This window comes from Fulvivirga maritima, assembly GCF_021389955.1.
In the GTDB taxonomy this organism is placed as follows: Bacteria; Bacteroidota; Bacteroidia; order Cytophagales; family Cyclobacteriaceae; genus Fulvivirga; species Fulvivirga maritima.
In genome coordinates this window covers 3,306,173-3,321,654 of the sequence record NZ_CP089980.1, presented here as the reverse complement: position 1 = coordinate 3,321,654, position 15,482 = coordinate 3,306,173, and the positions used below count along the sequence as shown (strand labels likewise).

The window sequence follows — 15,482 nt, the reverse complement described above, 5'->3', positions numbered from 1 at the left end:
TAAAAAATGAAATCTATTATTGAAAAAACACCTACTCAGGCTAACGCTGGCTCTATGGCCGACATTGCCTTTTTGCTCTTAATCTTTTTTATGATCACCACTACTATAGCTAGTGACAAGGGCCTCACTATACAATTGCCTCCTGATATTGATGATCAGCCAGTGCAAAAAATGCATGAAAGAAACATTTTCAAAATCCTTATTAACTCACAAGACCAGTTGATGATAGAAGGGGAAAGAAGAAATGATGCAACAGGATTGAAAGAAGAGCTTAAAGAGTTTATAATGAATAATGGTCAACATAAGGATTTGAGTGATAATCCGAAGGCTGCAGTGGTTTCTATTAAAACCAACCGCGCCACCTCTCAGCAAATGTTTATAACCATACTGGATGCTGCAAAAGCGGCCTATTATGAGATTTATGCACAGCGTGCCGGTATTACTGCAGAGGAATATCGTAAACTCAGCAATACTAATGAAGAAATGATGGTGATGCGAAAAGCTGCTGACGGCATACCAATGAATATTTCCATAGCTGAACCGGATTAATAAATAGCTGTCCTAAAAGCAATATTTACTTTAGGACAGCCTTCATTATATTCATCGCTTTTTATTCAACATTAAAATTTCATTTACATTGATTTCAGTAACATACCTTTTATCTCCTTTCGCATTTTCATAAGACCTGTGTATGAGCTTTCCTTCTACAGCAATCTCCTGTCCCTTCTTTAGGTATTGAGAAGCAATGTCAGCTGTTTTACCCCAAGCTACCAGATTGTGCCACTGGGTCTCCTCTACCTTTTCACCAGCAGTATTTTTATAACTTTCTGTAGTAGCCAATGTAAAAGTGGCTAATGTAGAACCGCTGGTTAAACTTTTCACTTCAGGATCTTTTCCTAACCTACCAATTAACTGAACGCTGTTTCTTAAATTTTTCATAATACTAATTTTATAAGTAATGATTTTTAAAAAAGCCGACTTAAGTAGCCGATGATGAGAGCAAAGTAAACAGGAGATAATTGCATTAATCGTATGATAAATGTTTGCATTCATTTAAATTACACTTATAAACGTTTGTAAACGCTTACAAACGGATATAATTCTAATCATCAACCACTTATGCGATGGAAGAAAAAGTGTGTTTAGAATGTGGAGCTACGATTTTCGGAAGAGCGGATAAGAAGTTCTGTTCAGATTTATGCAGAAATGCATACAACAACAAGCTCAATAGTGATAGTAATAACTACATCAGAACCGTAAATACTACACTGAGGAAAAATCGGAGGATTCTCATGGGGCTCACCCCAGATGGAAAAGCAAAAACCCACCGTGACCGACTAGTTGAAAAAGGATTTGATTTTAATTTTTATACTAACACCTATACCACTAAGGCTGGTGCCGTGTATTACTTCTGCTATGAATATGGCTACCTACCTCTTGATAACAACTTCTTTGCTTTAGTAAAAAGAGATACTAACTAAAAAGCCACTCCGGTTTTCGAAGTGGCTTTTTATGAAATTTATTTCTCTTTACTTCTTCAGTACGGTAAACTCTACCCTTCTATTTACAGCTCTACCTTCCTCTGTGTCATTAGTTTCCAGCGGTACGGTTTCTCCATAACCTTTGGCTACCAACCTGAAGTCATCTATTCCTTGTTCTGTAAGGTAGCTCACCACTGCCTCGGCTCTACCTTGAGACAGGTTAAGGTTATAATCATCTGATCCTTTGCTATCTGTATGACCTGCTATCTCTATTTCTACAGATGGATTATCCTTTAAAAACTCTACCACTTTATTAAGTTCCACGTATGAGGCCGGCTTCAAAGTAGTCTTGTCAAAATCAAAGAAAATATTCTTCAACCTCACAGTAGCACCTACTTCTATTGGCAGAAGGTATAAATCTTTAGTAAGCAAGCTACCAGACTTATCCAGATTTTGAATACTATCGCTGGCATTTAAGAACCCTTCGGCTGAAGCCGTAAGCATGTACCAGCCTTTTTCTGTCAGCTCCTTTTCGAAGTAGCCATTAGGTAGCTCCTCGTTTACAAAATCCTTATTATTTTTCTTGAATTTTATGTTGAGTTCAGATTTAAGCGGCTCCTTGGTTTTTGCATTATATACATTTACCGTAAGCATAGGGTTTTGCTTTTGTGCCTTAAGGGCAAAATCTTTAATAATGGTGGTATCACGCATTACATCCTTCACCAGTAAATCAGCCTTTAAAGGGTGATATCCTTCTGCTGATACTGAAAATTTGATTTGCCCTTCTCCTTTGAGTTTCACTTTATATCCATTGAGGTTATCAATTTCCAGACTATCGATCTCTCCATCATGATCTATAATGAGCTGAGCTATAATTGGCGATTGTGTTTTAGCATCTAAAGCCATTCCTCTCAAAGAAATATTGATATCCTTTTCTATCAGCTGAAAAATATCCAGGTTTCCTCCATCTATTGTTCTTCCTGACTGTGCTGTAAAAACATGGCCTGAAGCATCAATAGACATATAAGAATCAAAAGCACTGGTATTTAAAGGCCTGCCTACATTTACAGGGTTAGACCATTTAGTCCAGCTATCATCCAGGCGTACAGTTTTGTAAATATCAGCGCTACCAATACCCATATCCTTTCTATTACTAGAGTAGTATAATGTCTTATTATCAGGAGCCAGGTAGGGAGCAAACTCATCTCTTTCTGTATTTAAGTTCTTAGCCAACTTCACCGGTCTTGACCACTTACCCTCTTCTACCTTCCTGCTCAAATACAAATCACTAAAAGTGCTGTTAGACTTTTCACTAAAGTAAAGAATCATAAAATTAGCATCGGAAGACATGGTAGCACCGTAGAATTTGCCCTGATTCATGTTTTTGAAATCATCTACATCTATTTCATCAGGCTTAGACCATTCGCTACCCTCTTTCCGGGTAAAAGAAAAGCCTTTTGAATTTTTAGAATTACCTCCTCTTATAAAAAGCGTTCCATCTGGCAATACGGTAAACACCTGATTAGAGTGGTGCTGATTGAGAGGCTTTTCCATATGTTTGGCTTCACCCCACTCACCATTGGCATCTAGCTCGGTATACCAGATATCCTGACTGCCATCTTTTCCGTAGGTATTATCGGGGGAGTTATGAACGAAAAAGTAAAGCGTTTTACCATCAAGGGAGATTACCGGTGCACCTTCATGATAGGCTGTATTTACTTTTCTGCCCAGGTTTTTTAATTCATACCTCTCATTATATTCTTGTGCAAAACCAACTAAGCTATAGACGAAAAATAAGGTTAATGCGCAGATGTTCTTCATTAAAAAAGTCTTTTTTGATAAATATATAAAAAATAAAAGCTGTTCGTTAAGAACATGTATACTCCGAACAGACATAATGTAATAAAAAATGATGATTTTTCTTTATCTTCACGTTATATGAAAATGCTCAAACACCTTTTATTGATAATAATATTATTGACTACTGGTCTTTTCGCATATAGTCAGGACAATAATATAGAAATTACAGGAAAGATCATTGAAGCGGAGTCGCATGACGCTGTGCCTTATGTGCATGTGGTAAACAAAGCTTCGAATAAGGGTGTGATCAGTAATACAGAAGGCCGCTTCTGGATTACCATGGATAAGACTGACACATTAGTATTTTCATCCATAGGATTTGAGCCTTACGCATATGCGCTCAGAGAAAATATACAGACCAATAAAATAGAGCTTACTATAGAGCTGAACACTTCTACCATGGAACTACAGCCTGTAAAAGTATTTGCCTATAGAGATGAAAAGGCGCTGAAACAAGCTATTTTAAATATGCAAACGCCTATTGCGAAAGATAATGAAACTTCAGTAATGCTAAATACTACTACCAGACCTAAATGGACTAAACCTGACGGCGGTATTTCATTAGGCGGACCTATTTCAGCCATTTATAATAAGGTGAGTAGAGAAGCCAAGGAAAAGAAAAAACTACAGCAATACCAAAAAGCATATGACAATCAGCTTTTAGCTAAAGAAAAATATAATAAAAGAGTGGTAATAGAGCTTACCGGCCTACCTGAAGATAAAGTGGAAGATTTTATGGTATACTGCGAGCTCAAAGAAAACTTCATTGTTAACTCCAGTGAATACGAAATAGCAGTAGCTGTAAACCAATGCCTCACCAAATTTGTGGAACTGGAGAAAAAAGAGCTTCCTAAAGAAGACTAATCACTCCTCCCGCTACTACCCTCTGAATTAAAATAATAAGCTATAAAATGAAAAAACAGCTATCGGGTGATAGCTGTTTTTGCAAGCAAAGAGGTTAAACATTTTTTTAGTTACAGTTTAAAGATAGGTTGTTTTTTATAAAAATGCACATTTCTGAGACACTATTTTCATCATAAAAAGTTAACTCCTTTCCTATAATAAAACCGCCGTGATGAGCTAAATATACATTTTAGGATGAAAAGCCATTAATTAGACCTATAATAAAATTGCTTTTCGTATTTTCACGGCTTTTATGAAAATGGCTAAGACAATATTTCTATTCCTCTTCAGAATATGGGTGCTACTTATCTTCACCGTATTCATGATAATACTGTTACCACTGATCATATTCCCTATCATGCTGGGAGCAAAATATGGAAACGCTACTTTTTTTGGCCTCCGCTTATGGTCTTTAATCTTTAGTTTTTTCACATTCATCAGATACTCCATTATTGATAAGCATAAGATCAATAAGAAAAAATCATATATCTACACTTGTAATCATACCTCATTTCTTGATTTACCAGGTTTGGTGCAGGGTATTACCAGACAGTTTAGACCATTGGCTAAAAAGGAACTTCTTAAGATTCCTATTTTTGGTATAATAGTAAAGCTGGTTACCGTAATAGTAGACCGATCTAGCGTAGAAAGCCGCAAGGCCAGTATCATGGAACTTAAACAGACGCTTAAAGACGGTATCTCTATCCTTATTTTCCCTGAGGGAACCCAAAACAGAACCACGCTACCACTTCAGCCTTTTTATGATGGAGCTTTTAGAATAGCTATTGAAACAGGAGCTTGTATAATGCCTACCGTGATCTTAAATGCAGGCAAATTAATGCCGCCAAGCTCCCTTAACTTAAAACCCGGCCGTGTAAAAGTAATTTTTGGAGATGAGATTGATGCCTCCGAATATGAGCTGAAAGAATTACCCTTTTTAAAAGAAAGAGTTTTTAATGCCATGATGGCCATTATAGAAAAGCATGAAGAAAAAAAATGAGGCCTTCTTTCAAAGACCTCATTCAAACTTAAATAAGTAGTACCTCTTTCGCCTCTATCCTCTACTCGTCATAGGTACTTCCATCAGAAGGACATCTGACTTTTCTTTTGCCTGAAGCGTGAGTTTATCCACTTCATATATGCCCATTCCGTCTCTCTTGGCCAACACCTCATCTGCTACCGCTACTTCGCCTGAGAGATTAAATATATACACCCCATGTTGAGGTGATTTTAAATCGTAAGTAAGCTCTAAGCCTTCTTCCATATTCGCTAATGAAAAATAAGCATCCTGATTTATCCAAAGGGCCTCTCCTTCTTTTTCAGGGCTCACCACTGTTTGAATTTTATTCAACCTGTCTTCTGGTTTAAAGGCCTTCTGGTCATATCTGGGCTCAATGTTATGCTGCTTAGGGAAAACCCAGATCTGCAGAAAGTTCACCTGCTCATTTTCATTAGGGTTAAACTCAGAATGTAAAATTCCGGTTCCGGCAGACATGATCTGTACCTCATTAGTTTTAATTACTCCTGAGTTACCCATGCTGTCTTCATGCTTTAGGCTGCCTGTAAGAGGAATAGAAACTATCTCCATATTATCATGTGGGTGTTTGCCAAAACCTGCTCCACCAGCCACTACATCATCATTCAAGACACGAAGCATCCCGAAATTCATTCGAGAAGGATCATAGTATCCGGCAAAACTGAAGGTATGATGGGTATCTAACCAACCATGATTAGCATGGCCTCTGGTATTAGCTCTGTGAATAATCTTTTTCATGACTCAAATTTAATCAATGTTTAAACATTAATACAGTGATTTGACATTTTTTGTTACAAAATAGTACAGAAAAAATTCAATCATCAGATTTTAATGAGTTAACACACTGTCTATTAGGCTCATAATGAAGAATAGAAGTCATAACATCAGTTAAATTATAAGCCTGATTTTACAACTCAGATAATATCTCTTAGATTTATACCATGGAAGATAATAATACAAATCTGGTAGAAATCCCTAAAGTGTTTCATTCATTTAGTTCAGAAATGCCCTTTGATCACTGTATTGAATGTGACAAGTATTTATTAGGAGATGACAGTGAGTATTTTATCGAGAAGGCCATTAAAAATTACCAAGGCTTCAAGGCTCAGGATGTTATTTTTGAATATGCCATATGCCTGGACTGCGCAGAAAAGTTAAGAAAGCAAATTTCTAAGGAGTCTATGCAGAGCATTGAAAATTACTTTGCCGATAACATGGATCTACCTGCCAGAATGCAAGTGATGCAAAACAACCCTGGTAATCCTGAGGCATGGATGGAAAAATGCATGCTTAAAGGCGAATCTCAAAAGGACTCTGAAGAATATCAGATTTATGCCCACTGCAAAGGCAATCACATGGAACTAGCTCATATGCCTTATATGATTTGCGGGGCTGCTCTAGATGAAATAGCCGAGTTATTATCAGAGCAAACACTTGATGAGCTAGATAACTTTTTGAAAAATCATTTTGGACCTCCACCAGAACTCAAGGAATTGCTACCTTCAAAGCGAAGATTGGTTCTTGTTTAGAACAGCTATTCATCTTCTATGAGATGGATATCATGAGTTTCCAGTCTATATTTTAAATTTCTGATTACTGAGTCCAGTTGCGAAGAGGCCTTATGGAGATATTCTATGATTTCTCGTTCTTCTCCTTCGGTTTTAGAGTGCATTAATAAATTAACCAGCCCCATTACTGTGGCTACCGGGGCTCTGAGTTCATGCGCATTGATGTAAGCATATTCAGCCAATACCTTATTTTGCTCTTTTAAAATTCGTGTACGCTCCTTTATTCTATCTTCCAGGGTTCCGTTTAGGTTTTCAAGATTATAATTGAGCAACCTCATTTTCTCTGACTGTGCCTGTAACTCTTCGGTTTGCAATTGGATATGGCTGTTCTTCTCTGCCAATTCTTGAATAACAAATTTCTGTACCTTACGCTGCTTATAGAGTAGATAGCTTATGGCCAGTGTAGCCAGCAACAGTATCACTATTATAAATATGATCTCATTTCTATGCTTTACCTCCATCTTGGTGGTTTGGTTTTCCTGCTTTAATAGCTCCGTCTGATGTTTAGTTTGTAATAGCGCTATTTGATTAGCCTTTTGCTCATTAAAAATACTATCCTTCAACTGAGAGTATAACATATAATTTTTAAGTGCTCGCTCGTACCTGCCACTCATTTTAAACATTTGCGCTTTTCTTTCATACACATCCATTCTCAGATCCATTGATTCGGCATTATGCGCTTCCACCAAAGCACTATCAAAATACAATAAGGCTAAAGCATAATTTTGTTGCAAACCGGCTACCTCGGCCAGCTTGGTAAATGATATACTCACCGCGCGCTGCTCTTTAATAGCCTTTCTAATATCTAAAGCTCGCTTATTAAAATAAGTGGCTGCATCATAATCTCGGGTTTCACGAGCCACATCAGCCAGGCCGTTGTAAGCATAGGATTTGGCTCGGTCATAGATATCATCATTATGTAATGCTTCCATAAAATAGAAAGTAGCCGAATCATAGTCCTTTTCATGTACATACACCTCCCCTATATTTACAGAAATAAGCGGTTGCTTAATACCGTATGCCTTTTGCTGAAGAGCCTGAGCTTTAAACAGGTAGCTAAGTCCCTTTCTCATTTCTCCGATTTTTTTATAACTCTCAGCAATATTATTATAGCAAATCAGTGCCCCCAGGTTATCACCAACAGCCTTAAATAGATCAAGTGCCTCAAGATAATATTTGAGGGCATCACCATAATTACTCTGATTCCATTCTATAACTCCTTTTACATTTAATGCTTTAGCCTGCCCAAATTTATATTCGGTTTCCTTAGCCGCTTCGTAGCTAATCTCCACATCATCTCTGGCAGCTATTAGGCTACTATAGGTATATTCATAAGCCATTTCATTGAGCAGGTCTATCCGCTCCTGTTTTGAATCAGACTTCTTAAACGCACTAGAAAGGCTGTCAAGATAACTCCCCTGGGCAAGGAGACTTCCTGGCATTGATATGATTAAGAGAATATATAAGAGACTTTTCCACATAGCACAAGTCTGTATGGTTATTTCTTTCGGTTCAGGCACTTCGCTTATTTGAGTAAAATATTACTCAATTTATCAAAAATTCTACAATTAATAGAAAATTAAAAATTTTAATTATTTCACAATTATCTGATTATCAACTAATTATAAAATTAGTAGATTTTGGCCAAATAATTTCATTATAGGTAATCAGAAACCAACAAAATTTTCAATTATGCTTAAATGGACAGTAATATTTTTGATAGTAGCATTAGTAGCAGCCCTATTCGGATTTGGAGGAATAGCTGCCGGTGCAGCAGGAATTGCTAAGATCTTATTCTTTGTATTCTTAGTATTATTTGTAATCTCATTGATCTCTGGTGCAGTAAGGCGCTGAAGATAAACCGACTATATAACTCGTATTATACCTGAAAGCTCTGATGTAAAGTCAGAGCTTTTTTTATTGCCTCATTGTTTATACAAAAGTCTATAAAATAAGAAAGGCCTCACTTTCTTTAAAGTGAGGCCCTTTCCCAAAACTTACTTACATTAACATGTTATCAACCTTGCACAAAGTATTACAAGTACTATGCCAAAACTTAATTACTGATAGCTGCTAATAAATCATGCTGTGTTATAATATGTACCTGATCGGTAACATCACGCACTAAAACTGCCTTGTTATTTTTGTTAATCATAGAAGATAATACGTCAAGCGTATTGTCCATTGCCACGAAAGGCATAGGGTCATCCATTATCTCTGATACCGGCTTATCCCTCAAATTAGGGTCTTCAATGAGCTTTTCGAGCAATTTAGTAGTGGAAACGCTACCTACAAATTCATTATTTTCTACAACCGGAACCTGATCAATACCTTCTTGATTAAGCACTCTCATTACCTCACCTACTTTCATTCCTTTCTCTACAGAGTAAAGTTGAGCCGCCCCATTTTTTTTGGTAATAATATCCTTAGCCGTAGCGTATTCTCTGGTTTCATCAAAACCGTGGTTCTTCATCCAGCTATCATTATAGACCTTAGCCAAGTACCTAGTTCCGTGATCAGGAAGGATAATCACCATAGTATCACCTTCTTGCAGGTTTTCTTTAGCATATTCTAAAGCGCCATATACAGCAGATCCACAAGACCACCCCACGAAAAGACCTTCTTCTCTGGCTAATCTTCTGGTCATAATGGCTGCGTCCTTATCAGTTACCTTAACAAAGTGATCAATGAGACTAAAATCCACATTTTTGGGTAAAATGTCCTCACCAATCCCCTCTGTCATATAAGGATAGATTTCATTTTTATCGAAGATGCCTGTTTCTTTATATTTCTTAAATACGGAACCGTAGCTATCAATACCTACTGAGATCACATCAGGGTTTTGCTCTTTCAAATATTTAGAAGTTCCACACATAGAGCCACCAGTACCAACGCCTGCGGCATAGTGTGTTATTTTCCCCTCAGTCTGTTGCCAGATCTCCGGACCAGTAGTTTCATAATGCGCAGCGGTATTAGAAAGGTTATCGTACTGGTTAGGGTAAATGGAGTTAGGGATATCTTTATGTAGCTTCTTAGCTACTGAGTAGTAAGAACGCGGATCTTCAGGCTCCACGTTAGTAGGGCATACTATTACCTCAGCCCCCATGGCCCTAAGTATATCTATTTTTTCTTGTGATTGCTTATCTGAAAGCGTAAAAATACATTTATAACCCTTTGCTATAGCCACTAAAGCCAGTCCCATTCCGGTATTACCAGAGGTTCCTTCTATAATAGTACCTCCTGGTTTCAGACTACCATTTTTCTCTGCATCTTCAATCATTTTAAGAGCCATTCTATCCTTCATAGAATTGCCCGGATTGAAGTACTCTACCTTGGCCAGTATAGTTCCTTTAATACCTTTACTAACGCTATTTAGTTTTACCAAAGGCGTATCACCTATGGCTTCAATAATAGAATTATAATACATATTCTTTTTAAATTTTCATCAAAATTAGGAAGATCTGTAATCAATTTATAAGAAAGACTTTCTTATTTCCCCTATCCAAAACAAGTTAGCAGCATTACCGTTAAATTTGAAGAGAAATATCTGGTTCATGAAACATTATAGTTATCATATTATCATCTTCCTGTTCTTCCTTATAACGTCATCATTTCAAATGTTGTTGGCTCAGGAGCAAATAAAAATAACGGTAGCTAATGAAGAAAACCATGAACCCATACCTTTTGCTACGGTAGCTTTTCCTAAAATGCAATACGGCTTTAGCACCAATGGCAACGGCCAGTTTTTATTACCGCAAGAAACCTCCTATCTGCACCAAACACTTTCTGTCTCTAATATTGGTTTTGAAAGCTTTGAAGACAAGGTAGAGAATATCATTAAGCAGAAAATAGACACCATTTTCTTATCACCAAAAACTACTATGCTTAGTGAGATTGTGGTTTTGGCCGAAAAGGAAGATCCTAAAGACATAGTAAAAAATGTAGAAAAAGGTCTTGATGATTTTTTAAGAAAAGACTCTTATTACCTCTACGGTTTTTATAAAGAAGCCATTCAGGTTAATGGTGATTATGAAGGGTATACTGAAGCTTACGGAGTATTTTACATATCTGGTTATAACCCGTCATACAACCGAAAAAACAGCTTATTTTCTTACGACATAGCACAATGGAAAAACATGCGCAGATCACAATACAGCTTACCTTCAGAATGCAACTCTCAAAGACAGAGAACATTAGAAATAGACAAGCTTTCAAGAGCTAAAAGTGAGTATTTATATGATGGCCCACTCAATAAAAAAAACAAGAGCAAATTTCGCTATACTATTGACAGCCTCACGGTATATGATGACTCCGAAGTGTTAGTCATTGGCTTTAGCTCATTATCTTCTCAGAAACATACTTACAGTGGCCAAGCCTATATCAAAGCGGATGATTTTGCTCTGCTAAGAATAGAAATTGAAGATAAAGATGCTTCTGATATTTTATATGAATCTTGTAAAATACCGAGAGTAATGGCCAATTTCAGCCTTGATTTCATAAAAATAGATGATAAATATTATCTAAAGCAAGCCGATTTAAACACGTCCTACTATGTAAATACGGATACTTTAAAAGAATCTATACAACTACAAGGTGGAGAATTTAGAGATAATAAGGCCAATGATTTAAATTATGATCAGCGAGAGATACTGTATAATGAAATGATTAATCCGCTGATAAGCTATGAGCCCACCTTCTGGCAAGAGCAGCAGCGCCCTATCACTGAAAAAGTGGAAGAAGACCTGAGTGAAGAGGATAATCCTCTAAAAAAGCAATTTATGTTTAACAATGGCCGCCGCGTAATTCCACTTCCTGATGATTACACATCTTATGAAGAGATGCACAAGGAAGACAATATCTTTCAAATGTTTTTAAACGCTAATTATTAACCTTGAAATTCACTTTACCTACGCCGGTATTCCCTGTTCTTTGATCATAAGCGTAGATCACAATTTCATAATTTCCAGAATCAGAAAAGGAGAATTCTTCTTCAAAAGTATTGGCCTTTTCTTTAACATGGAGAGGCAATTCTGTTAATACTTTTCCTTCCTCTTTAATCATTGCTCTGACTTCTATTTTCTCAGCATCCCACAGGCCACCGTTAGTTAGCGGGCAGCCGCACATCATCACTATATTAGCAGAAATTGTAGTCTTTTTGCCTGAAAGAGATTCATGCGTCTGTGGGGTAAGCACGTTCACTATAAAACCAGGAATTTCCAGCACTACGCCTTCTCCATCTATATCTTTACCCGGAATAAGCCATAGCTGAGTAGAGGCCACAATAGAGGATTGTGGCTGATTAAAAGGAGCGGTGACTTCAATATTTACAAACACCGGCTCTGTAATATCCAATACCACTTCAAATTTAGCGGTATTATCGTCCACTATGGATTTATACCTTTCCTGTGGGTCCTTCATGATCAGAGAGGTATTGCCCGTGCTCCCTTCGGTCATGCCCTCCGCTAACAGCTCGCCCGTAGCACTTTTACGAACTACTACTAACGCGCCTCCAATAGAGGATCCTATGAACTTCGCATCTTTAGCCTTAGCTCTTACCACCAATTTAGTAGGCGTAGCATTTACCCAGGTATTGAATAACACAAAAGTTAATAGCAGTAGAGATCTCATTTCAACAAAGGTTTAAGTGAAAAATTGAGTTAAATTAGTTCAGGCACATCATCCTCGGGCACAAATATTACTATAAGCACAGAACTTACATTTCTGTTCGTCATCAGTCTGATCAAAAGGCACTTCAGGATCGAAAAGCTCTGCCAGCAGCTCCTTGAGATGCTCGGTATATTCGGCAAGAAAAAGCTCAGCATTATTTACCTCTCCAAACTTCTTATGAGCCAGCAATACATCCTCTCCAAGAAATAGTGCATCTTTATTAAAAACAGCTGGCACCATTACCTCTTCAGGAGCTTTTTCCTTTTGGTAAAGCAAAGCATAATACATGGTCTGAAAGGCCACCTTATTCTTTTTCTTTCTATCAAAAAGTAGTGCTATTTCATCAAAATTATGCTTGTCTTGCCCGGTTTTATAATCAATCAAGCGGACATGATTATCTTTTTTATCCAACCTGTCAATAGTACCACGTAACCCCACAACTGTCTCTTGATTATTGAGTTGTACTGGCAGGTCTAGCTCGTATTTCTTTTCTACTCCTATCAAATCAAAAGGAGCATATTTTTCATCCAAACTGAGGATGCTACTCATAAAGTCTTTAATGATTTCTTTGGCGATGATATTCTTCCCTTCAAAATAGAACACCCTATCTTCACTTACAGAGAATTGCTCCCTGAATGCCCGCACAGCAGCCCTTTCTAACCTAAGTCTTAAGCTTTTGAAATCACTTTTTCTTATGGCAATGCCGCTGTTTCTCTCTTTAATATAATCATCATAAAGCACCTCCATAGCATAGTGTAGCACATTACCCAATGAACGGGCATCTACATCTTCATCAATGCCATCTTTTTCATATAAATCAGCTACGTAGCGATAGTAAAAGCGCAAACGACAATCCAGATAAGTGCTAAGTGCTGAAGGAGACAGCCTGCGGTATGCGCGGCCATTATTTAACAAATAGCGCCTTAAGCGAGCTAGCACCTCCTCATCTTTTGCTATCACTATTTCCCGGCGCTCTTCCAGTTCAGCGTAATTAGCCAAAACGCGCTGCTCTATGTCAAAGCCAGACTCATGGATAAGCTGCTGCAAAAAGCGGCTCATCTCCTCACCGCCCATATCGTTACCTTCAGTATTATAATAAAATTCTACGGAAGAAGCCCTCTGCAAAAGTCTGTAGAAAAGGTACGCATAGATAGCATCTTGCTGATCAAAATTAGGTAGTCCGTAGGCTTTTCTAAGATTATAAGGAATGAATGAATGCTTCCCTCCTTGTGATGGAAAAAGGTCTTCATTCATAGAAAGTACAAATACCTGTTCGAAATCCAGGTTACGAGTTTCCAGCACACCCATGATTTGTAAACCGTTAAGCGGCTCACCAGAAAAAGGTAGCCTTTCGGTGCTTATCAGCTGTTTAAACAATCTGCTGAAAGATGCCAGATCAGTTTTTTTATCTACATCAGACAGCAGCTCCTCATATCGGTTAAGTATCTGATAAAAATGATGGATGTATTCCACCTCTATCTCTGCATTCTCCTTTCCACCATGTAGCACCAGCAAAATGTGAGACAGGTAAGTAACCAATTTATCTCTGGCTTCCTGAAATATCGCAGAAATCAAAGGATGCTCTATCAGGTCACTTTGAATCAAAAAGACCTTATTATCCGCCTCTATGGTTTCAGCTAGTTTTTCTATCGCCTCGGTATCAAAAGGTAGCACTAGTGGGTGCCTCAATATAGCCAGTGTTGGCTTAAAGCTATACATGACATTTCCATCAGGATCATGACGAATGGTGCGCTGTAAATCCAGAATATGCTCTATAAGGCTGTTTATAGGCGCATAGGCCAGCGGAAAACCCATTGTCACATTTATAGCTTCTATGCCTTCCGGCAAAGAATGGAGTAGCGGAAAAAGCAAAGCCTCATCTGCCAGCACTACTGCTACTTTGCGTAGGTCTAAATCAGGATTCTCAGCCAGCAACTCTCCCAGCCGCTGCCCAACAATCTTAGCTTGTCCCACATACTGAGGCACGCCGGCCACTTCAATCCGCTTAGGGGTATTCTTTAAGAAATGAGGTACATCTTGTGGGAAAGTAGGAGCAAAAATGTTTTTATTTCTATACTCACGAAGAAAAACGCCTGCCTCCTGATTTTTATCTTCCAGATAATAACCATCCAGATCCCAGATCATTTCGGCATTTTTCTTTTCTAAAAAGAAGCTTATTATCTTCTCTTCTGCCAGATTCAATGCATTAAACCCAGCAAAAATAACCGGGCCGCTACTTTTTTTAAAGGTCAACCTATCCAGATTTTCCGCTACATAGCGGTACTGCATGCCTTCATAGGCCAGGTTTTGGCTCTTGAGTAATCTCTGAAATTCTGTGTAAACCTTAAAAAGCCGATCCCAAACAAACTCAAACCGTTCTTTCTGCTCTGATTTAGTTTGATCAAAGCCTTGCCAAAAGCGCTGAATAATTTCCTTCTGTTCAGGCATAAGAAAATCAAAAGTGAGATCCAACTGCTTCTGCCTGCTTAGGTTAGTGTATAAATTTTCTGTATTGACCAGATATTTATCTACATCATCAAAATCTTTTAGCAGCATTTGTCCCCAATAATAAAAGCGATCAAAACCTTCTTTAGCTTTCATTATTTTATTGTAAACATCAAATAGCTGATGTGTTAAAAACAGCTTATCAGCTACTTGAGTAGGCACTTGCTGAGCTATAAAATCCTGAAAAGAGAGAATATTAGGAGACCAGGTAGGCTTGTTAACCAGATCTCGCAGACTTTCTCTTAAAAAAAGACCCGCTCTTCTGTTAGGAAAAATGACGGTTACATCTGCCAAATGCTCACCATGCTTTTGTAAAATATCTTCAGCTATTTCCTGGATGAATCTTTTCATAGATAGTCTTACTCTGAGCCTCTCTTTTAGCGAGAGAAAAGGAGTATTTTTCTTTTACCATTAAAAGTAAGAGCGAAGCTAATAAATTTTATAGAGCTATCTCCCTGAGCC

14 protein-coding genes are annotated in these 15,482 nt (G+C 37.7%); 7 read left to right on the top strand and 7 right to left on the bottom strand.

Translation table 11 applies throughout. The features are described from left to right. The first annotated feature begins 6 nt into the window (after window positions 1–6). Entirely contained in the window at window positions 7–549 is a 543-nt protein-coding gene (locus LVD15_RS14345) for an ExbD/TolR family protein (RefSeq protein ID WP_233775916.1), read from the top strand. Between the two features lie 51 nt (window positions 550–600). Here the strand turns inward: LVD15_RS14345 and LVD15_RS14340 are convergent, their stop codons facing one another. Beyond that, window positions 601–939 (bottom strand): single-stranded DNA-binding protein, encoded by a 339-nt coding sequence (locus LVD15_RS14340; protein WP_233775915.1) that lies wholly within the window; start codon window positions 937–939, stop codon window positions 601–603. 185 nt (window positions 940–1,124) lie between these two features. Here LVD15_RS14340 and LVD15_RS14335 point away from each other — a divergent pair, with 185 nt between their 5' ends. Continuing rightward, window positions 1,125–1,481, top strand: coding sequence for a hypothetical protein (locus tag LVD15_RS14335; RefSeq protein ID WP_233775914.1), 357 nt, complete (start codon window positions 1,125–1,127; stop codon window positions 1,479–1,481). A gap of 48 nt (window positions 1,482–1,529) precedes the next feature. On the opposite strand, the gene LVD15_RS14330 is transcribed toward LVD15_RS14335, so the two are convergent. Then, window positions 1,530–3,302, bottom strand: a complete 1,773-nt coding sequence (locus tag LVD15_RS14330) for an OmpA family protein (RefSeq protein ID WP_233775913.1) — start codon at window positions 3,300–3,302, stop codon at window positions 1,530–1,532. 117 nt (window positions 3,303–3,419) lie between these two features. On the opposite strand from LVD15_RS14330, the gene LVD15_RS14325 reads away from it, so the two are divergent. Next, entirely contained in the window at window positions 3,420–4,205 is a 786-nt protein-coding gene (locus tag LVD15_RS14325; RefSeq protein WP_233775912.1) for a carboxypeptidase-like regulatory domain-containing protein, read from the top strand. 298 nt (window positions 4,206–4,503) lie between these two features. Next, window positions 4,504–5,244, top strand: a complete 741-nt coding sequence (locus tag LVD15_RS14320) for a lysophospholipid acyltransferase family protein (protein ID WP_233775911.1) — start codon at window positions 4,504–4,506, stop codon at window positions 5,242–5,244. 54 nt (window positions 5,245–5,298) lie between these two features. On the opposite strand, the gene LVD15_RS14315 is transcribed toward LVD15_RS14320, so the two are convergent. Beyond that, entirely contained in the window at window positions 5,299–6,018 is a 720-nt protein-coding gene (locus LVD15_RS14315; protein ID WP_233775910.1) for a pirin family protein, read from the bottom strand. A 203-nt stretch (window positions 6,019–6,221) separates the two neighbouring features. Between LVD15_RS14315 and LVD15_RS14310 the strand changes: the two genes are divergently transcribed. Then, entirely contained in the window at window positions 6,222–6,809 is a 588-nt protein-coding gene (locus LVD15_RS14310) for a hypothetical protein (protein ID WP_233775909.1), read from the top strand. A gap of 5 nt (window positions 6,810–6,814) precedes the next feature. On the opposite strand, the gene LVD15_RS14305 is transcribed toward LVD15_RS14310, so the two are convergent. Next, window positions 6,815–8,290, bottom strand: a complete 1,476-nt coding sequence (locus LVD15_RS14305) for a tetratricopeptide repeat protein (RefSeq protein ID WP_233775908.1) — start codon at window positions 8,288–8,290, stop codon at window positions 6,815–6,817. A gap of 250 nt (window positions 8,291–8,540) precedes the next feature. Between LVD15_RS14305 and LVD15_RS14300 the strand changes: the two genes are divergently transcribed. After that, complete coding sequence (locus LVD15_RS14300) at window positions 8,541–8,702, top strand: DUF1328 family protein (protein WP_202245868.1); 162 nt, start codon at window positions 8,541–8,543, stop codon at window positions 8,700–8,702. A 202-nt stretch (window positions 8,703–8,904) separates the two neighbouring features. Here the strand turns inward: LVD15_RS14300 and LVD15_RS14295 are convergent, their stop codons facing one another. Next, complete coding sequence (locus tag LVD15_RS14295; RefSeq protein ID WP_233775907.1) at window positions 8,905–10,275, bottom strand: cystathionine beta-synthase; 1,371 nt, start codon at window positions 10,273–10,275, stop codon at window positions 8,905–8,907. A gap of 127 nt (window positions 10,276–10,402) precedes the next feature. On the opposite strand from LVD15_RS14295, the gene LVD15_RS14290 reads away from it, so the two are divergent. Further along, entirely contained in the window at window positions 10,403–11,737 is a 1,335-nt protein-coding gene (locus LVD15_RS14290) for a carboxypeptidase-like regulatory domain-containing protein (protein WP_233775906.1), read from the top strand. Here the strand turns inward: LVD15_RS14290 and LVD15_RS14285 are convergent. Both LVD15_RS14285 and LVD15_RS14280 read right to left on the bottom strand, forming a co-directional pair. Beyond that, on the bottom strand, window positions 11,727–12,476 hold the full coding sequence (locus LVD15_RS14285; RefSeq protein WP_233775905.1) for a hypothetical protein: 750 nt from the start codon (window positions 12,474–12,476) through the stop codon (window positions 11,727–11,729). The two genes, LVD15_RS14290 and LVD15_RS14285, sit on opposite strands and share 11 nt — an antisense overlap. A gap of 48 nt (window positions 12,477–12,524) precedes the next feature. Continuing rightward, window positions 12,525–15,371, bottom strand: coding sequence for a PD-(D/E)XK nuclease family protein (locus tag LVD15_RS14280; RefSeq protein WP_233775904.1), 2,847 nt, complete (start codon window positions 15,369–15,371; stop codon window positions 12,525–12,527). Window positions 15,372–15,482: the final 111 nt, after the last annotated feature.